17 protein-coding genes are annotated in these 18,817 nt (G+C 62.7%); 10 read left to right on the forward strand and 7 right to left on the reverse strand.

Annotated elements, in window-relative coordinates:
* Positions 1-72: 72 nt before the first annotated feature.
* From BN1132_RS17105 to BN1132_RS17115, 3 genes are read left to right on the forward strand one after another with little or no spacing between them, the layout of a single operon-like run.
* Complete coding sequence (locus BN1132_RS17105) at positions 73-2,520, forward strand: fimbrial biogenesis outer membrane usher protein (protein WP_244462964.1); 2,448 nt, start codon at positions 73-75, stop codon at positions 2,518-2,520.
* 2 nt (positions 2,521-2,522) lie between these two features.
* Positions 2,523-4,145: a hypothetical protein gene (locus BN1132_RS17110; protein WP_042079024.1), complete on the forward strand. Its 1,623-nt coding sequence runs from the start codon at positions 2,523-2,525 to the stop codon at positions 4,143-4,145.
* A 14-nt stretch (positions 4,146-4,159) separates the two neighbouring features.
* The gene (locus tag BN1132_RS17115; protein WP_244462965.1) at positions 4,160-4,834 is read left to right on the forward strand and encodes a fimbrial biogenesis chaperone; all 675 of its coding nucleotides are present in this window, start codon (positions 4,160-4,162) and stop codon (positions 4,832-4,834) included.
* Between the two features lie 45 nt (positions 4,835-4,879).
* On the opposite strand, the gene leuE is transcribed toward BN1132_RS17115, so the two are convergent.
* Positions 4,880-5,518, reverse strand: coding sequence for a leucine efflux protein LeuE (gene leuE / locus BN1132_RS17120; protein WP_042079027.1), 639 nt, complete (start codon positions 5,516-5,518; stop codon positions 4,880-4,882).
* A gap of 298 nt (positions 5,519-5,816) precedes the next feature.
* Between leuE and BN1132_RS17125 the strand changes: the two genes are divergently transcribed.
* Positions 5,817-7,034 carry an MFS transporter gene (locus tag BN1132_RS17125; RefSeq protein ID WP_042079029.1) on the forward strand — a complete coding sequence of 406 codons (1,218 nt, stop codon included), beginning with the start codon at positions 5,817-5,819 and terminating at the stop codon, positions 7,032-7,034.
* Positions 7,035-7,114: 80 nt separating this feature from the next.
* Here BN1132_RS17125 and BN1132_RS17130 read toward each other — a convergent pair whose 3' ends face one another.
* Entirely contained in the window at positions 7,115-8,299 is a 1,185-nt protein-coding gene (locus tag BN1132_RS17130; protein WP_042079030.1) for a BaiN/RdsA family NAD(P)/FAD-dependent oxidoreductase, read from the reverse strand.
* A 158-nt stretch (positions 8,300-8,457) separates the two neighbouring features.
* Entirely contained in the window at positions 8,458-8,982 is a 525-nt protein-coding gene (ftnA, locus tag BN1132_RS17135; RefSeq protein ID WP_042079031.1) for a non-heme ferritin, read from the reverse strand.
* Between the two features lie 209 nt (positions 8,983-9,191).
* Here ftnA and BN1132_RS17140 point away from each other — a divergent pair, with 209 nt between their 5' ends.
* Positions 9,192-10,973, forward strand: coding sequence for a GGDEF domain-containing protein (locus BN1132_RS17140; protein ID WP_042079032.1), 1,782 nt, complete (start codon positions 9,192-9,194; stop codon positions 10,971-10,973).
* A 27-nt stretch (positions 10,974-11,000) separates the two neighbouring features.
* Here BN1132_RS17140 and fabV read toward each other — a convergent pair whose 3' ends face one another.
* Positions 11,001-12,188: an enoyl-ACP reductase FabV gene (gene fabV, locus BN1132_RS17145; RefSeq protein ID WP_042079033.1), complete on the reverse strand. Its 1,188-nt coding sequence runs from the start codon at positions 12,186-12,188 to the stop codon at positions 11,001-11,003.
* A 454-nt stretch (positions 12,189-12,642) separates the two neighbouring features.
* On the opposite strand from fabV, the gene BN1132_RS17150 reads away from it, so the two are divergent.
* Together BN1132_RS17150 and trpS are read left to right on the forward strand one after the other, a co-directional pair.
* The gene (locus BN1132_RS17150) at positions 12,643-13,077 is read left to right on the forward strand and encodes a universal stress protein (protein ID WP_042079034.1); all 435 of its coding nucleotides are present in this window, start codon (positions 12,643-12,645) and stop codon (positions 13,075-13,077) included.
* 192 nt (positions 13,078-13,269) lie between these two features.
* Positions 13,270-14,283, forward strand: a complete 1,014-nt coding sequence (gene trpS, locus BN1132_RS17155; RefSeq protein WP_042079035.1) for a tryptophan--tRNA ligase — start codon at positions 13,270-13,272, stop codon at positions 14,281-14,283.
* Here the strand turns inward: trpS and BN1132_RS17160 are convergent.
* The gene (locus BN1132_RS17160; RefSeq protein WP_042079036.1) at positions 14,262-15,221 is read right to left on the reverse strand and encodes a LysR family transcriptional regulator; all 960 of its coding nucleotides are present in this window, start codon (positions 15,219-15,221) and stop codon (positions 14,262-14,264) included. The two genes, trpS and BN1132_RS17160, sit on opposite strands and share 22 nt — an antisense overlap.
* Before the next feature lie 91 nt (positions 15,222-15,312).
* Here BN1132_RS17160 and BN1132_RS17165 point away from each other — a divergent pair, with 91 nt between their 5' ends.
* Together BN1132_RS17165 and BN1132_RS19775 are read left to right on the forward strand one after the other, a co-directional pair.
* Positions 15,313-16,212, forward strand: coding sequence for a DMT family transporter (locus BN1132_RS17165; RefSeq protein WP_042079037.1), 900 nt, complete (start codon positions 15,313-15,315; stop codon positions 16,210-16,212).
* Positions 16,197-16,358 carry a hypothetical protein gene (locus BN1132_RS19775; RefSeq protein ID WP_084203067.1) on the forward strand — a complete coding sequence of 54 codons (162 nt, stop codon included), beginning with the start codon at positions 16,197-16,199 and terminating at the stop codon, positions 16,356-16,358. Before BN1132_RS17165 ends, BN1132_RS19775 begins: the two co-directional genes overlap by 16 nt.
* A gap of 106 nt (positions 16,359-16,464) precedes the next feature.
* On the opposite strand, the gene BN1132_RS17170 is transcribed toward BN1132_RS19775, so the two are convergent.
* Entirely contained in the window at positions 16,465-16,935 is a 471-nt protein-coding gene (locus tag BN1132_RS17170; protein ID WP_042079099.1) for a DUF6314 family protein, read from the reverse strand.
* A gap of 42 nt (positions 16,936-16,977) precedes the next feature.
* On the opposite strand from BN1132_RS17170, the gene BN1132_RS17175 reads away from it, so the two are divergent.
* The gene (locus tag BN1132_RS17175) at positions 16,978-17,832 is read left to right on the forward strand and encodes a carboxylate/amino acid/amine transporter (RefSeq protein WP_042079038.1); all 855 of its coding nucleotides are present in this window, start codon (positions 16,978-16,980) and stop codon (positions 17,830-17,832) included.
* Between the two features lie 75 nt (positions 17,833-17,907).
* On the opposite strand, the gene BN1132_RS17180 is transcribed toward BN1132_RS17175, so the two are convergent.
* A complete protein-coding gene (locus tag BN1132_RS17180; RefSeq protein WP_042079040.1) occupies positions 17,908-18,771 on the reverse strand; it encodes a sensor domain-containing diguanylate cyclase in 864 nt (287 codons plus the stop codon).
* Positions 18,772-18,817 lie beyond the last annotated feature (46 nt).

Genomic DNA, 18,817 nt, shown 5'->3' on the forward strand with positions numbered 1-18,817 from the left:
TACCGGTACTGTCCTCGCCCCTCGCAGGGTAACGAGGCCCCGTTGCCGACATCTGGAACCATGGTGCTCGATATGTTGAAGAAAGCCTGGCTGCTGCCGCTCTCATGGCTGATCGTGCTGTCAGCCCCGGCCAGCGCCACAGCCCCCCTCAGGATCGCCAACGTCATCATTCCCGCCAGCTTTGCCAGCGCACTGGAAGAGGGGCTGGCGGTGCCGGTGCGCCTCCAATACACGGATGAGGACAATCGGATCGACACCCTGACCGATGGCTCCATCGGCAACGCCACCCTGTTGCTCCAGGACGGCAAACTGCATTTGCTGCACCTTGATTTCAGTGCCGGCCAGCAGCAAGGCCTGCTGAACGACGCCCTCACCGCCATGCTCTCCAGCAAGCAGCAACGCACCTTTTCTGCCGATGGCAGCCTGCGGCTCGATGCCAATGCGAGCATGCAGCTGGATCTCGTCGCCATGCTGTTGACCATTCGGGTCTCGCGGGAAGCATTTGGCCAGGCCAGGCAGCCAGACAACCGGGTGGCATTGACCCCGACGGTCGATACCTTGACGGGGGTGCATCGCTACAACCTGGGCTACTCCTTCATCAACAACCCGCAAAGCGGTCACAGCGACTCCAATTTCCTGCAACTGGATAGCACCGTCGGGCTGGGTGCCCATCATGTCGCCATGGACGCCTCCCTCTACAATCTGGGTGAGCCTGAGCAGACCGGAGATATCTACCGCGCCATGTACGAACGGGATCTCGATGATCGCCGCATCGCGGCCGGCATGGTGTCAACGTGGGACCTGCAGACCCTGGGGGTGGTGACGGGCCTGACCACGGGCCGTATCTACGGGGCGTCCTATGGCAACCAGGCGCAGTCTCGCAAACAGACGGCCAACGAATCGACCACGCCGCTACAAGTCTTCATGCCCGCCAATGGCGAGGCCAGAGTCTATCGGGATGGACGCCTGATCGGCCTGCAAAACCTGGCTATTGGCAACCAGAGCCTGGATACCTCTGCTTTCCCCAACGGGGTCTACAACGTCACGGTCGAAGTCCATGTGGATGGACGGCTGACCAGCACCACGACACAGCGTGTCACCAAGCTGGGCGGCAACCTGGGTTTTACCCGGGAGTGGGGCTGGCAATGGTGGGGAGGCATGATGGAAGGTACCCAGAACAGCGGCGATTCCCCCCTGTTTGGCATGTCGCTGGCGCGTTCGCTGGACACCCTTGAACTGGCCACCACTACCTATGCCTTCGAGGAGGCGGCGGTAGGCGAGGCGCGCGCAAGCTGGCAGGTCACCGATCGCCTCGGCACTCAGCTGCAAAGCATGCTGGCTTCGGATCGTTCGTGGCGATTGGCCTCCAGCCTCTCCCTGCAGGCCCACGACTACGCCTCCTTGTGGATCAGCCAGGAGAGGCTGAAGACTGGCAGCACCCTGATGGTGGGCGATACCGAGCTCTACTCCGCCGGCATCACGCTCAACCTGGGTGGCTGGATCAGCGGGCTAGGTCAGCTGACCTTCAACACCCTGCACGATCGCCAGATGAACAGCGATCGCAGCTATATAGATTACTACCAGCACCTCTATGCGGGTCGATACGGCAACCTGTCGCTGCGCGCCAGCCTGCAGAGTGACAGTGGCACCCTCAATGGCTTCAGTAACAAGAGTGTGACCCTGGATTATTCGATTCCGTTCGACAACCTGTTCAGCTTTGGCATGAGCAGCAACGAACAGGGTCAGACAACGGCCAACCTCAGCTACCAGAAACGCATGGACGGCGTCATCAATCTGGCTGCGTTCAACGCCTCGCGCATGGTGCACGGCAGCAATGAGCACAATACGGCGCTCTCCGGCACCCTGGGTTTCGAGCACAGTGCCATGGGCGGCACCATGACGCTGGGCCGCGGCCATGGCGGTGACATCAACGGCAACCTCATTGCACGGGGCGCCCTGGTCACCACGGAGAATGCCGTGATCGCATCGAGCCGGAGTGCCTCGGGTGCAGGTCTGATCATCAATACCGGGATCGCCCGTGAAGGGAAGATGATCGCCAAGGTGAATGGGCAGGACTACCCCCTGCAAGGGGAACAGACCTTCCTCGCCCTCTCCCCCTATCAGGAATACGAGGTTGAGCTGCTCAACAGCAAGACGGGGAAAGACAGCTATGACATCAATACCGGCAAGCAGCGCTACACCCTGTTCCCCGGCAACGTCGCCACCCTGGATGCAAGCGATAGCGTCAAGGAGATGGTGACTGTCTTCGGCGTACTCAAGGCAGAGGATGGCTCACTGCTGGCCAACGCCCGCATTGACAACCATATCGGGACCACGGTCACCAACGACGCCGGCGAATTCTCTCTGGATGTGGACAAGGCCAATCCCTTGCTGACCTTCCGCCAGGGGAGTGACTTCTGTGAAGCCGAGCTGGATCTTGCAAGACACACGGGCGCGGCCTGGGTCGGAGTCGTGACCTGCCAGGGACTGCCCACCTATGCCATGGTGAGGAAATATTGATCATGAACATCACACACAGACTGCTATTGGTCATTGCGCTTGGTACTGGCTGGGCTCAGCAGGGCAGTGCGGCTGTCTCCAAAACCGTCTGGCCGAATGCACCACTTCGCAATTTCCTGTTCATTGAAAACCAGGAAGACAACAACCTGTTTGTTGCACCAACCGATGCACTGGATCCACGACTGACCGGTGCGAATGCCTGGACCTCGCTCAAAGGAAATGGACAGGTGAGTCTGGCGTACGTTGATAACGGGTACAACACCGATATCAACAACTGGAACGTCGACATGTGGGAGAACGGCCCCATCCGTCGCCCTTATGTCAACCAGCGGTGCATCATGACATATACCCGTTGCGATCCCGACACGGCAGAGGCAGTCAACAAGCCGGCCGTTGTCGATGATCTCGGCTTTTTCGGGCTCATGGGGGCATCCGCTGGATGGGGCCATGGCAAGCTGAGTCCAGGCTTCTTCGACTATCTGCGGGTAATGCCCGTTGGGGCGATTCTGAACAGGGAAATGAATCTGTGCAGGACCACGCTCAAATATGATGCTGCTGCCGGAGAACGCTGTGTCGATCAGAACAGCGGTAACTGGTATGTGAGGAACATGCAGCACAAGAAGGCCGGACATTTACGCTTTATACAAACCAACGCAATTAGCGAAGTGATCGTAGACAGCAATGGAACACCTTACGTCTTGCCGGGTTCACAGGGTTGCGAGAACTACAGGCTGGGCACTCGAGACGGTATTTTGTGTCGATTTCTTGATTACAATTTCAATGAAGATGGCAGCCAGAGCTATACCGAGCCTTATATGTATACCAATGTCAAAAACAGCTCGCTAAATAGCGCCATCGGCACAGCAGACCTGCAAATGAGCGCAGATCTAAAGAACTGGGCAAATAAGGGATCTCGTTACAATATCAGCTACTTAAGGGGGCAACAGTCTGTCTACCTTTTCTTGTCTAGCAACTTTTTCAAGCAGATCGTGAGACTGGGTTTACAAGAGCAGCTCACTCGCAGCCTGATCAACTTCAACATGAAAAACGGATATGCTCCAGAGAGTGGATATTATGAGTTCAGCGGTACAACCGAGATTCATATCAAACCACGGGATTTCAGCGTCTCGATCCTATCTTCGGATGGAGTAACCAATCCTTACAGGGAAGGCAGCGTCGGTAAAGATGTATTGAGCTTCCCATACAATATTTCGGATAGTGGCCCCATCAGTGCCGATCTGCTTGAGATCTTCATATCACAGGATAAGGGTGCCCCTTACCAGGGGTATTGCACTTTTTATCCTGCCGGAACGTCCACCTCCGAACAGGCCGTACCAATACCGACCAGGCTAGTATTCGATTCGGCGACGCATGGTGCCGCCTCCCGACATGCCATTCGCTGTGATCGGACCCCGGTAGATATTCGCGCATTGGGCATACAAGACAGCCAGCCACCGCAGGAATGGAACGATCCGATCAACGGCAAAGGCATTACGCGGTTCTATCAACTGGCGCTGGAATTTGACCTGACCGATCCCAGGGTACAGCGCACCGTCAACGATGAGATGTGGGAAGGTGCGGTAGAGCAAAGCGGCACCATTACCATCAAGGGAACCTGGCGCTGAGAATGGAGCACAACATGCATCGTCTTCTTTGGCCCTTGCTGGCCAGCCTCTTTGCCTCACAGGCCACGGCCATCGACATCGGGGCCATGACGGTTGCCATGGACCCGAAGGAAGAGTTCACCACGCGTACCGTGACCAACAACAGTGGCGCACCCAAGGTGTACGAAGTGCAGATGGAGAAGATCAGCGATCCCACGGCCAGAGGGCGCGCGGTGCCCACCATACCCGGTGAGCTGTTGTTTGCCCCCAAGCGCTTCACGCTGCACGGCAGGCAGGCACAGAACGTCAAACTCTACTACAAGGGACCGGCGGATAGCCAGGAGCGTTACTATCGCATCACCTTCACCGAGTCGCCGGCAGCCCAGGTGGATGAAGGCGGTCAGGCGCAGCGCCGGGGAACCGTAGAGGTGAAACTGGCTCTGCAATCCATCTTGGTCGTGCGCCCGCGTCAGTCACGTTTTGAATACCAGCTGGATCCGGCAAAGGGCAGCATCACCAATACCGGCAATACCTACTTCGAGTTCATGGTCAAACAGGGTTGTCAGCAGGCGGACAGCGAGGCCGACAGCAAGTACCTGCTGCCCGGCGAGACCTATCACAACCCCAGGATCGGTCAGCCGGGCAATCAGAAGCTGATCGTCTATCAATCCAGATTCATCCAGGTTGGCAGGGAGTGCTGGCCAGACTAGAGGCGCCCGGCACCGGGCGCCCAGGGTCCTGCAACCCTCCAAGGGTCAGGAGGAGAGGGTTGCCAGCCGGGCGGCGAAACCCATGAAGAAGAGGCCGATGAGGCCGTTGCCGAGGCGCGCCGCGGTCTGGCGCCGGCGGAAGAAGCGGGCCATCAGGGTGCCGCCGAAGATCAGCAGGGTAAGGTAGACGAAGCTCATGGCCTCCAGCATGCCGGCCAGCACCAGATAGGAGATCCAGGTGTGGGCATAGCTGAAGTCGATGAACTGCACGAAGAACGATACGTAGAACAGGATCGCCTTGGGGTTGGTGAGGCTTAAGGTGAGCGCCTTGGTGAAGTAGCGCTCCCCCGGGTCCATCGCCGACGCCTGCCCCGCCTTTCTGGCGACGAAGTTGGCATGCAATATCTTCACCCCCAGGTAGAGCAGATAGAGGGCGCCGAGGTAGCGCACCAGGGTAAACAGCAATGGGGTGGTGCGAATGAGGGAGGCGATCCCCAGGTAGGCGCAGAAAATCAGGATGGCGTCGCCGACGAAGACCCCGAGAGCCGCCTTGTAACCCGGGCCTATGCCGCGCACCGCTCCGGTACGCAGCACGTACAGGGAGTTGGGCCCCGGCGCTATGATGATGAAGAAGAGACCCACCAGATAGGTCCAGACGTTGATAACACCCAAACTCTCAAACATGGCGCGCCCCCCTGGACTTGGAAAATAGCCCGGTCAGGTAGGCCCAGACGTTGATGAAACCCAGGCTTTCGAACATGTTCCCTCCATGGCGGGTGATGAACCGGATAACGGCGGCAGGCCTTCTATACTAATCCGCCCCCCGCCAAGCACAAGATCTGGCCTGCTCTCCACACGCCTTAGGATGAACGGCCTGCGCGCCGATCGAGAGCAACCCCGGAGTTCGCCCACTTTGGTTATGTCCAGACGCCCAGGGATAAGGCATGGTAGAAGACGTTTTGAACCACAGACACCACACCCCATGGAAAAGATCCTGAGCACAGAGACGCTCGACGCGCCCCCCGCAGCCGATGCCCTGAACACCACCCGATACCCCGTGATCGCCGCCATCAGCTTCTCGCACCTGTTGAACGACATGATGCAGTCGGTGCTGCTGGCCATCTATCCGCTGCTCAAACTTGGTCTCGACCTGTCGTTCGCCCAGATCGGCCTCATCACCCTCACCTACCAGTTCACGGGCTCGCTGTTGCAGCCGCTGATCGGCCTCTGCACCGATCGCAGGCCCATGCCCTACTCCCTGCCCCTCGGCATGGGGTTCACCCTGGTGGGGCTGCTCTCCCTCTCCCAGGCGGACAGCTTCGGCGCCGTGCTGCTGTCGGCCATGCTGATCGGCATGGGCTCGTCGGTGTTCCACCCGGAATCCTCCCGGGTCGCCCGCATGGCGGCCGGCAACCAGCCCGGCCTGGCCCAGTCCCTGTTCCAGATCGGCGGCAACCTGGGATCGGCCATAGGTCCCCTGCTCGCGGCCCTGATCATAGTGCCGCAGGGTCAGGGCAGCGCCGCCTGGTTCTCCCTGTTCGCCCTGGTCGGTGTCGTGGTGCTCGTCTTCGTCGGGCGCTGGTCAAGCCAGCACGGTGCCCACTTCCACCGCAGGATGAAGGCCCAGATCGGCAACGGCCTGAGTCGCCGCCAGATCGGCTGGTCCCTGGCCATCCTGGGCCTGCTGATGTTCTCCAAGTTCTTCTACATGACCAGCCTGAGCAGCTATTACGCCTTCTACCTGATGGACAAGTTCGGCCTGTCGCTGGACAGAGCCCAGCTCCATCTGTTCGCCTTCCTGTTTGCCGTCGCGGCGGGCACCGTACTCGGCGGGCCGGTCGGCGACCACATCGGCCGCAAGCGGGTGATCTGGATCTCCATCCTGGGCGTCGCCCCCTTCACCCTGCTGCTGCCCCATGTCGACCTGTTCTGGACCACGGTACTGTCGATGATCATCGGCCTGATCCTGGCGTCGGCCTTCTCCGCCATCCTGGTCTATGCCCAGGATCTGGTCCCCGGCAAGGTTGGCACCATCTCCGGCCTCTTCTTCGGTTTCGCCTTCGGCATGGGGGGCATAGGGGCGGCCCTGCTGGGCCGGCTGGCGGATGCCACCAGCATAGAGACCGTGTATCAGGTCTGCGCCTACCTGCCGCTCATCGGCTTGCTGACCGCCTGCTTGCCGACCATCAGAAAGGGCTAGCGGATAGCCCGCGAGGAATGCCGACCATAAAAAACGCGGCCCGAACGGGCCGCGTTGAAGTGGATGAGAACAAGGGCAGGTCAGCAGTACTGGCCGGCCACCCAACCGGAAGACCAGGCCCACTGGAAGTTGTAGCCGCCGAGCCAGCCGGTCACGTCCACCACCTCGCCGATGAAGTAGAGTCCGGGCACCTTGCGCGCCTCCATGGTCTTGGAGGAGAGCTCGTTGGTGTCCACCCCCCCCAGGGTCACCTCGGCGGTGCGATAGCCCTCGGTGCCGTTCGGCAGGATCTGCCAGTCCCCCAGCAGGGTGGCGACGGCCTCCAGCTCCCGCTCGTTGTACTGGCGCATCGGCTTGCTGACCAGCTGACCCAGCTCCACCAGCTTGTCGACGAAGCGCTTGGGCAGCTCGCGCCCCAGCACCGTCTTCAGCTCCTGGGCCGGGTGGGCCTGGGCCCACTCCTTGAGGGCCGCCGGAATGTCCAGCTCCGGCAGCAGGTTGATGTGGATCTTCTCCCCCGCCAGCCAGAAGGAGGAGATCTGCAGGATGGCCGGGCCCGAGAGGCCGCGATGGGTGAACAGCATGGCCTCCTTGAAGCGGGTGCCATCCTCGGCGGTCACCGCCACCGGCAGGCTGACCCCGGCCAGATCGGCGAAGGCCTCCTTGTCGGCCTGATGCAGGGTGAAGGGCACCAGGCCGGCGCGGGTCGGCAGCACCCTGAGGCCGAACTGCTCCGCCAGCTTGAAGCCGTAGGGGGTGGCACCGAGCTTGGGCATGGAGAGGCCGCCGGTGGCCACCACCAGGGAGTGACAGCTGATTTCCCCCTGACTGGTGGTCAGCATGAAGCCCTCTTCGGTCTTGCTGACGGCGAGGATCTCGGTCTGGAACTGCAGGGTCACGCCGGCCCAGTCGCACTCGGTCAGCAGGATGTCGACGATCTCCTTGGCGCTCTCGTCGCAGAACAGCTGGCCGAGCGTCTTCTCGTGATAGCGCAGCCCGTGCCGGTCCACCAGATCGATGAAGTCCTGCTGGGTGTAGCGCGCCAGCGCCGACTTGCAGAAGTGGGGGTTGGCCGAGAGGAAGGCGTGGGGCCCGGCCTGGTGGTTGGTGAAGTTGCAGCGACCGCCGCCGCTGATGAGGATCTTGCGGCCCGGCTTCTTGGCGTTGTCCAGCACCAGCACGGAACGGCCCCGATAACCGGCCTGGGCCGCACACATCAACCCGGCCGCCCCGGCGCCGATCACCACCACGTCAAGCTGCTTCATCATCACTCACCCATCAAAAGAAAAACGGCCCCTGTACGAAAGACCGTCATTGTGCCCGGCAGAAACCATCGCCGCGGTTTCATGGCATGTCCAATAAAAAACAGCCCCTTTGCAAGGGGCCGTCATTGTACTGGCTGAACACTGAGTGTCCACGACTATCAGGCAGCGCCATCCATGATGCTGGCGGGAGCGCCCTTGGCCAGCTCGGCCAGCTCCTTGTCGATGAAGTAGAGGCCCTTGCCATCCTCGCCCACCAGCGACAGACGATCGACGATGCTCTTGAACAGCTTCTCCTCCTCGTGCTGCTCGGCCACATACCACTGCAGGAAGTTGAAGGTGGAGTAGTCCTGGGTGGTGAAGGCCACGTGGGCCAGGCCGTTGATGCACTTGGTGATGTGGTACTCGTGCTCCAGGGTGGTGCGGAAGATGTCGCCAAGGGAGTTGAACTCGTGGGGAGGCGCCTCGATGGCCCCCAGCAGCGGCATGGCACCGGTCTCGCTCACATAGGTGAACAGGCGCTCCATGTGCTGGCGCTCCTCGACGGCGTGCTGGCGCAGGAAGTTGGCCGCCCCTTCAAAGCCCCTGTCCTCGCACCAGGCGCTCATCTGCAGGTAGAGGTTGGAGGAATAGAATTCAAGATTAATCTGCTCGTTCAACTTCTCGATCATGGCTTTGGCCAACATGATGATTCTCCACTGTGATTTGCTCACGATTGTCGCCACTGTTGCATCCTGACGCAACCAGATACGACCGTCGGCGCGCGCAGTCATGACGGTTTCCCGCCTCATCCTGTCCCCCATACGGTTATAGAGAAGCAAAGAAACATGGTGTAGGTGACGTCAGCCATTATGATGGCGCCAGTGGTCAGGGACAGGATTCAATGAGATTCATTATGACACTGGCACTGCTCTGGATGATCCAGCTGCAGGCCGCTCCCTCCTTGCTCAGCGAGGCAGAATTGCAGGCAGCAAGGGATCCCATCGGATATCTTCAACGCCTCGATGCCAGCCCCCAGCAGGAGATGGAGCTGTTTCATGCCAGATCCCTGGCCAAGGCGGCACTGGGGCGCTATCCCGACGCCCTGCTGGACAACGCCCGTGCCCGCGCCCTGGCCACCGCCCGCCATGAAACCACCCGACTGCTGGATTTCCGGCTGCAGCAGGCGGCCCTCACCCTGGATACCGAAGAACCGCACCGGGCCCTCCGGCTGCTGGCGCTGCTGCAACCCGAGATCGGCGACCACCCTGCCCTGCTGTCGGAGTGGCACGCCCTCAACGGACTCGCCCTCTATCGCACCCAGCAGCTGAGCGCGGCGATCGCCGAGCTCAAGACCGCCTTCCGCCTCAAGCAGGCGGCGCCCGACTCCCCCATCGCCAGCCTGCAGTGTGCCCGCCTGCTGATGACGCTGGGCAACCTCTATGCCGATCTGAGCCTGCCCCGGGAGGCCGAAGGCTATTATCTGGAGGCCCTGCAACGCATGGTGCTGCTGAACGAGCCCAACAGCCAGATCATCATCCGCGCCAACATGGCGCGACTCTATATCGATACGGATCGCCCCGCCCAGGCCAGGCGACTGCTCGACAACCTGCTGGCCAACCCGGCGCTGGCACCGGATTACCGCGCCATCATTCTGGGTTATCAGGCCATGGCGCTCAACGCACAGCGCGACTGGGCGGGTGCCCTGCGCACCCTGGACGAGGCCCAGGCGCTCTATCAGCAGCTGGGTTATCCGGATGCCGGAGCACGCCTGCTGGAGACCCGGGCCCGGGCACTGCAGGGCACTGGCGAGAAGCAGCTGGCACTGCAACTGCTGACCACCCGGGGCGCCGCGGGAGCCAGCAGCAAGGCGCTGCAGGCCAGCCTGCTGGCCGATCAGGGACGCTATCCCGAGGCCTACCGGGCGCTCAGCGAATACGTGAGCGACTACAAGCAGCACTTCAACCAGACCCTGAGTCAGCATGCTGCCGCCTTCCAGGCCGAGATGGATCTGGCCCGCAGCGAGGCCAGCAACCGGGCGCTGCAGCAGGAGAACGAGAGCAAGCGCCAGCAACTGCTGCATCAGCAGAGCGCCCGTTACTACCAGCTGATGCTGGTCGGCCTGCTGGCCGGCGCCCTGCTGCTGCTCGGGCTCACCACCCACCGGCTGCACCGCAGCTCGCGCCACCTCTACAAGCTGGCTACCTTCGATCAACTGACCGGGCTGCCGAACCGGCGAGCCCTGCTGGAGCGGCTGGCGCAGCAGTGGCAGCTGGAAGTTCCCCTGACCCTGATCATCATCGACATCGATCATTTCAAGCAGATCAACGACAGGCACGGTCACCAGGCCGGGGACCAGGCCATCCGGCAACTGGCCAGGGAGCTCAAGAGCTGGGCGCCGGACCAGCACCAGATCGGGCGCCTGGGCGGGGAGGAATTTCTGGTGGCCATGGAGCAGGATGGCGCCACCTGCTGGCGGCTTGCCGAACAGCTGAGAAACCGGATCGCCTACCTTGCCGCCCCCCACATGACCATCAGCATAGGGGTGGCGGAGCGTTCACCGGACGATGACAACCTGGGCCAGCTCATCCACCGGGCCGACATGGCCATGTATCAGGCCAAGCGCCAGGGGCGCAACCAGACCGTCCTGGCCCTGGCTCCCCAGGCCCAGGACGAACTCGCCTGCAACGTCGCCTGAGACGTAGGCCCGGGCCTACCGTCAGGATCAGGGCATCAGCTCGGTGAGCGACGCCACACTCACCGGTTCCCCGTAGTCCACCCCCGGCAGCCCGAAACCGTTGAGCTGCAGGAAATCCTGACGCAGCCCGGCAAAGTCCCCCAGGGCGTGGAAGTTGTCCGGCGTCACCTTGGACCAGAGCGCCGAGACGGCGGCCTGAATGGCCGGGTCGAGCTCGTGGTCGTCCATCCGGATCAGCCGGTTGCCGTCGGCCACCACCCCTCTGGGTCCGTACATCTTGGTGGCGAACAGCCGCTGCATCTGCTCGATGCAGCCCTCGTGCACACCGCGCTCCTTCATCACCCCCATCAGCAGGCCGAGGTAGACAGGCAGCACCGGAATGTAGGCGCTCGCCTTGGTCACCAGCGCCTTGCAGACCGACACCCAGGCGTGGCCGCCGACTTCCGCCAGTTGCAGGTTGATGGTCTCGGCGGTGGCGTGCAGATGCTCCTTGGCATAGCCGATGGTGCCGTCCCGGTAGAGGGGATAGGTGGATTCGGGGCCTATGTAGGAATAGGCCACGGTTTGCGCGCCGGGGGCGAGACAATCCGCCTGTTGCAGCGCCTGCATCCAGAGCTGCCAGTCCTCGCCGCCCATCACGGTGACGGTGTCGCGGATCTGCTCCGGGGTGGCGGGAGCCAGGGATTGCTGTACCAGGGCGTCATGCTCCAGATCCAGCCCCCAGCCGCTGAAGGGCTGGCCCGTGGTCTTGAGCACGGAGCGCACCTGGGTGCCATCGGCCAGCACCCGGATGCCGCTCGCCAGCGAATAGATGACCAGGTCCACCTGCCCGAGCTGCTGGCGTATGGTCTCGATGGCCTGCTGGCGCATGGCATCGGAGAAGGCATCGCCGATCAGGTTGACGGCGATGCGCCCTGCCTGCTCCGCCTCCTTGCGAAACCAGATGTTGTTGTACCAGCCGGCGCTGCCCAGCCCCTTGTCGGAGGGGCCGCGCTCGAACGACACGCCGACGGTGTCGGCACCGGCACCGAAGGCGAGCGTGATGCGAGACGCCAGCCCGAAACCGGACGAGGCCCCAAGCACCAGCACCCGTTTGGGCCCGTTGAACGATCCCTCCGCCCTGACGCTGGCAATCTGCTGCATCACGGCGGCGCGGCAGCCGATGGGGTGGCAGTTGCGGGCAACACAGCCCTGGATTTGCGGGTGAATGATCATCGAGGAGTCTCCGGGAAAGGGGTGCAACAGGAGGAACGTCCGTGGCGGGCCGGCCCGCTCTCGGGGCCCGGTGACGCACGACGGTTTGCCAAGGGAACTGGCTACAGCATAACCAAGCGGCGGGGGATTACCTTGACATGGGGCGGAATATCGACGGGAAAAGGGCAGAAAAACAAAAGGGAGCGCGAGGCTCCCCAAAGCGGTATTCAGATGCTTTTTGTTGTTTTGTGTTCATTGCGAAGCACGGGCACATCCTATGCCCCTCCCTCTGTCGGGGCAATAGACCGCCTGTGATCGGCTTCAAACTCCTGTTCAAAATATACACTACCTTTTCATCGGGCACGGCAGCCCGGGTGTACGGGGCCCATGCAAATCCTGAAACTGTGGCAACGCCGCCGTTTTAGTTTCAGCAGACATTGGTATAGTGGACCCAGGATCAGTGAGGAGAACTCCCATGAATGGAACCTATTACAAACACGTACTGGCCGCGATCGACCTGTCGGAAGACAACCGCAAGGTGATCGAGAAGGCGGTCGACCGGGCCCGCTCCAACGGCGCCAAGCTGTCGGTGATCCATGTGGATGTGGACCTCAAGGATCTCTACACCGAGATGATCGACATCGACATCGACAACGTGCAGGACCAGGTGATCGCCGAGGCGAAGGAGAAGCTGGAAACCTTCCTGGCCTCGGTGGACTACCCCATCGAGAAGAAGCTGGTGATCTGCGGTGATCTCAGCGAGCGGGTCAACCAGGCGGTCAAGGATTACCAGATAGATCTGCTGGTGTGCGGCCATCGTCAGAGCTTCTGGAGCCTGCTGACCTCCAGTGCCCGCCAGCTGATGAATACCGTGCCCTGCGATCTGCTGGTCGTGCCCTTGCAGAAGTGATCAAACAGGCGTAGCTTGATTTGCCATGAACATGACCTCATTCAATCACAAGAACTGGTGGTGCCGCTTCTAAACAGGCGGCGCTGCTTTTCTATGTAAATTTTCCCAAAGAAAACACCGTGACCGCCGAGAGGCGGTCATTGTTTTCATCCCTGTGTCGCCTCCCGGCCCACCCCAACCGGAGAGAGTGACATGCACAACCCCATCATACTGACCGGCGATCGCCCCACCGGCCGCCTGCACATCGGCCACTACGTCGGCTCATTGCGCCAGCGCGTGGCGGTCCAGCACCATTACCGCCAGTTCGTGATGATCGCCGATCTGCAGGCGCTGACCGACAACGGCCACAACCCGGCCAAGGTGACAGATCACGTGCTGGAGGTGATGGCTGACTACCTGGCGGCCGGCCTCGACCCGGCCAGGACCACCTTCTGCCTGCAGAGCGCCCTGCCCGCCCTCGCCGAGCTCACCTGCTACTACCTGAACCTAGTCAGCGTCGCCCGGCTGGAGCGCAATCCCACGGTGAAGGCGGAGATCCAGCAGAAAGGGTTCGAGCGCAGCCTGCCCGCCGGCTTCCTGGTCTACCCGGTCAGCCAGGCCGCCGACATCACGGCCTTTCGCGCCACCCATGTGCCCGTGGGGGAGGATCAGCTGCCCATGCTGGAGCAGACCAACGAGATAGTGCGCCGCTTCAACGCCCTGGTGGGCAAGGAGGTGCTGACCGAGTGCCAGCCCATACTGAGCGACACCGGCCGCCTGCCCGGCATCGACGGCAAGGCCAAGATGTCCAAGTCCCTCGGCAACACCATAGAGCTCGGCATGTCGAGGGACGAGATCAAACAGGCGGTGTTCGCCATGTACACGGACCCCGAGCACCTCAAGGTGAGCGACCCGGGCCGGGTGGAGGGCAATACGGTGTTCGCCTATCTGGATGCCTTCCACCCGGACAAGGCCCTGGTGGCCGAGATGAAGGCGCACTACAGGCGCGGCGGCCTCGGCGACATGCGCTGCAAGCAGGAGCTGAACGACTGCCTGCAGAGTCTGCTCGCCCCCATGCGGGAGCGGCGCCAGGCCGCCATCGCCGACAAGGGCCAGCTGCTGGCGCTGCTGCACCGGGGCACGCTGCAGGCCCGGGCCCTCACCGACGAGGTGCTGGCCGAGGTGAAGGGAGCCATGGGGCTGGACTACTTCGCCGGGCTGCGCTGAGCCGGCGTGCCCAGCGCGGCCTCGCCGTAGCGCTCGAAAGCGAGGCCGTGCAGCAGGCTCTTGAACCAGCGGATCGCCTCGTCGTGGGCGCTGAGCGGGTGGCCCGCCATCAGATAGACGATGGGGATGGCGGGATCCAGCGGATGGAGGCGCAGCGGATAATGGCGGCAGAAGTGGCGCCCTATCATCTCGGGCACCACCACCAGGTAGCGTCCGGTCGCCATCAGGGGCGGCACCGCCATGAAGCTCGGCAGTCGGACCCCCAATTCCCGCTCCACCCCGAAGCGCCCCAGCCAGAGATCCACCATGGCCTGGCTGTGGCCCCAGCTGGAGGTGTGGATGTGGGGCCGGCTGACCAGATCGTCCGGCCCCAGTGCCTCGGGCAGCGCGCTGCCAAGCGGCGACAGGCACACCAGGGGATTGCTGAACCACTCCTCCCGCCACAGCCGGGGGGAGAGATGGTTGGCGCCGGCGAACCCGATCACCAGATCCAGCTCCCCCTTCTCCAGCTCCCGCTCATAGTCGCTGTCCGCCAGCTCGCACACTTCCAGACGGCAGTGGGGCGCCAGCTGCACCATGCGCTCCACCAGCGTCGGGACCAGGCCGTGCTCCACCGACCCCGGGGTGGCGATGCGAAACACCCGCTGGGCGCTGGCGGGATCGAAGTCCTTGGCCTGCCTCAGCCCCTGCTCCAGCATGGCCAGCGCCTGGCGTACCGGTCCCGCCAGCGCCTTGGCCCGCTCGGTCGGCATCATCTCGCGCCGGCTCATCACGAACAGGGGGTCATCCAGCGCACTGCGCAGCCGCCCCAGGGCGTGGCTGACGGTGGACTGGGAGAGGTGCAGCCGTTCGGCGGCACGGGTGACGTTGCGCTCCTGCATCAGCATGTCGAACACGGTGAGCAGGTTGAGGTCGAGGCGGGAGAGGGGCAGTTCCATCGATATTGGCCATAGTTGAATGACGACAATTCATTTTTGGCATAGTATCAGATTGCATAGAATGCGCAGGCGAATTACATCGGAGATTCAAATGCGTAGCTATCTGTTGTTGCTGGCGATCGGCCTGTTGTGGGGCTCCCAGTTCATCTTCATGCACCAGGCCGTGGCGGAACTGCCCCCCATCCTGGTGGCGGCCGGCCGCGCCCTGTGCGGCAGCCTGACCCTGGGCCTGCTCTGCCTGTTCATGCGCCTCAAGAGCGAACACACCCCCTGGCGCACCTACATGCTGATCGCCCTGCTCGACGCCACCCTCCCCTTCATCATGGTGGCCTGGGGCCAGCAGTACGTGGACAGCGCCATCGCCGCCGTGGTCATGGGTTGTATCCCCTTTGTGACCATTTTGGCGGCCCCCTTGTTTATTTCTGGTGAAAGAATCACCAAGGGTGGCCTCGTCTCCGTGCTCATCGGTTTCGTCGGCGTGCTGGTGCTGTTCTGGCCGAAGCTGGCCAGCGGCATGAATGCCGGTCTGCTCGGCGCCATGGCCATACTGTTCGGGGCCAGCTGCTTCGCCATCGGCCTGCTGATGATCAAGCGCTTCGCCAAGGATCACCCCGTGGTGGTGGCGCGCAACATCCTGATCTCGTCCGCCGCGCAGCTGCTGCTGGCCGCACCCTTCGTCGCGGACCTGAGCGCCTTCACCCTGCCGAGCCAGCAGGCCATGGGCGCCGTCGCCATGCTGGGGATCTTCTGCACCGGTCTGGTCTACTTCCTCTATATGGCGCTGATCCAGAAGGCGGGCCCGACCTTCGCCTCCTTCAGCAACTACCTGGTGCCGCTGTTCGGCGTCATGCTGGGGGCCCTGTTCCTCGGCGAGCAGATCCAGTCCACCACGGGTGTGGCGCTGGCGCTGATCCTGGGCTCGGTCGCCCTCAACCAGTGGGCCCAGCAGCGCCGCAACCAGCGGGAGGCCGCCCCATGTCAGGCATCCTGACCACGCTCTGCGGCGGCCTGGTGCTGATCGCCAGCTGGCAGTATCGCCACCGTCTGGCCGGGGTGCTGGGTCTGCTGATGGTGCTGCTGCCCTGGTTCTTCGACAGCAAGCTGCAAGCCATGCTGAACTATGCGCTGAGTGCCTGAAGACCCTCTCTGCGTGTGTGACGAGAGTGAGTCTCTCCTGTTTTTTGGGACCGTTTTGAAAAAACCTCCGATTTGTCCCTTCTACCGGCGCCCTGCGCCGGTTTTTTTATGCCTGCCCCCCGGGCCCGTAGCGGTAGCTCAGCCGCTCGTTCTTGCGCGGCCCCCGGATCTGCCAGCCGAGCAGGAAGCCGCCCTCTGTCTCGGTCAGCTCGGCACTGTAGTGATCCTGGCCACACAGGTGGGGCTCGGCGGTGAGCCAGCGGCCATCCGCTTGGGGCAGCAGCTCGAACAGCGCCACCGGCTGCTCGTAGCGCAGGTGGGAGAGCAGAATCCCCCTCGGGGTACGCTGCCACCAGAAGCGGTTGTGCATGGCCAGCACCCGGCCATGGGGGGTGGTGTAGTGGCCTCGCTCGGCAAACAACCAGCCTCCCTGGTGATCGGTCACAGTCACAACCCCCTCGCCGCGGCCGCACCAGTCGGTGGCGGAGCCCGCCCCGTTGCTCGCCTCGAAGGCAAATGCTCCGATCTGTGGCAAGCCTTCCCATAAACGCTGGATCGCGCCTTCCAACTCGGCCATCATAGCGCCCTCCAAATTGACAATTGACGACATTTCAATCACATGAACTACTTGATAGGGGTTACCCTGCTCTGGTCCTTCTCCTTCAGCCTGATCGGGGTCTACCTCGCCGGCCAGGTGGATGCCTACTTCTCCGTGCTGACCCGCATCGTCCTCGCCAGCCTGGTGTTCCTGCCCTTCCTGCGCCGCCGCTGGCTGCGCCCCGATCTGGTCGCCAAGCTGATGGCGCTCGGCGCCATCCAGCTTGGCATCATGTACCTCTTCTACTACCACTCCTTCCTGCTGCTGACGGTACCGGAAGTGCTGGTGTTCACCATCTTCACCCCCATCTACGTGACCCTGATCCACGATCTGCTGGAGGGCCGCTTCAAGCCGACCTATCTCTGGGGGGCCCTGCTGGCGGTGCTGGGTGCGGCCGTCATTCGCTTCGACGGTCTCACCGAAAGCTATGTGCTGGGATTCCTGGTGGTGCAGGGGGCCAACGTCTGCTTCGCCCTGGGCCAGGTGGGCTACAAGGTGCTGCTGGCACGGGAGGCCGAGCAGCCGCCCCAGCTCGCCGTGTTCGGCTGCTTCTATCTGGGGGCCCTGGTGATCGCGCTGCCAGCCTGGTGGCTGCTTGGCCAGCCCCAGTACCCGACCAGCAACCTGCAATGGGGCATTCTGATCTGGCTGGGGGTGGGGGCATCCGGGCTCGGTTACTTCCTGTGGAACAAGGGGGCAACCCTGGTCAGCAGCGGCGTGCTGGCCATCATGAACAACGCCCTGATCCCGGCGGGCCTGCTGGTCAATCTGGTGCTCTGGGGCAAGGATACCGACCTGCTCAGGCTCACCCTGGGCGCCCTGCTGATGCTGGCATCCCTCTGGGTCTGCCAGCGTCGCCGGGTCAGTGAAGGCTGACAGGAAACGGGCCCGCCCAGGCTGGCCCTCTTTGGTTCCACAGGTATTCGCGGGTGAGTGAGCGCTGACTGAAGATCAGCCGACGACGGTGTTGTGTTCCCGCTTCGCCTGGCCGTGGCAGGAGGCCAGTCGGGCCAGCAGATGATCGAGCTGCTCGGCACTCTGGCTCTGCACCAGGCCGATGCTGACGGTCACCGGGCGCTGGGGCAGTAGGCTGGCGTCGGCGATTTCGAGGCGCAGCCGCTCGGCGATCTCCAGCCCGCTCAGGCGATCGGTCTGGGACAGCATCAGGATGAAGCCGTCTTCGTCCCAGCGGGCGAAGGGATCTTCCCGCCGCAGCTCGCGGCGCACGATACGGGCCAGCTTGGCCAGCATGGCGTCGCAGGCGGCCTCCCCGAACAGCTGCAGGATCTTGCTGCGGTGATCCACGCTGAACTGCAGCAGACAGAAGCTGCCGCTCTCGCTGGCCAGCCGCTCGTCCAGCAGCATCTCGAAGTGGCTGCGACTCTCGAGGCCGGTGAGGGGATCCGTGTCATGGCGATCGTCCAGGGGCGGCATGGCCGCATCCAGATGGCGCACCACTCCCAGCAACTGCCCCCGCTCGTCGCGACGAACCCGCTCCTCCAGCCGGATGTAATGGCCCTGATGGTGCAGGATGCGGTATTCGAGCCGCAGCCCGCTGCTGCGTCCCTCCTGACAGGCCTCCAGGGCCTCGGCCAGGCGGGGGGCATCGTCCGGGTGCACCCGGTCCAGCCAGCCGAGATCATCCAGCTTGCTTCCCTCCAGCCCCAGCAGCTGCAGGCAGGAGGGATCGCGCCTCAGGCCGCGCTCGGCCGACCAGGTCCAGATCCCGGCCTCCAACATCGCCATGGCTTGTGCCATCAGCGTCACCTCAAGGGGAGTGGTGACCTCAACCCTGGGAGTCTCATACCTTTCCATCACGCGCCTCGACACCGGATCCGAATATCTGACCAATCAAACACTC

The organism is Aeromonas sanarellii (assembly GCF_000820085.1).
GTDB lineage: Bacteria > Pseudomonadota > Gammaproteobacteria > Enterobacterales > Aeromonadaceae > Aeromonas > Aeromonas sanarellii.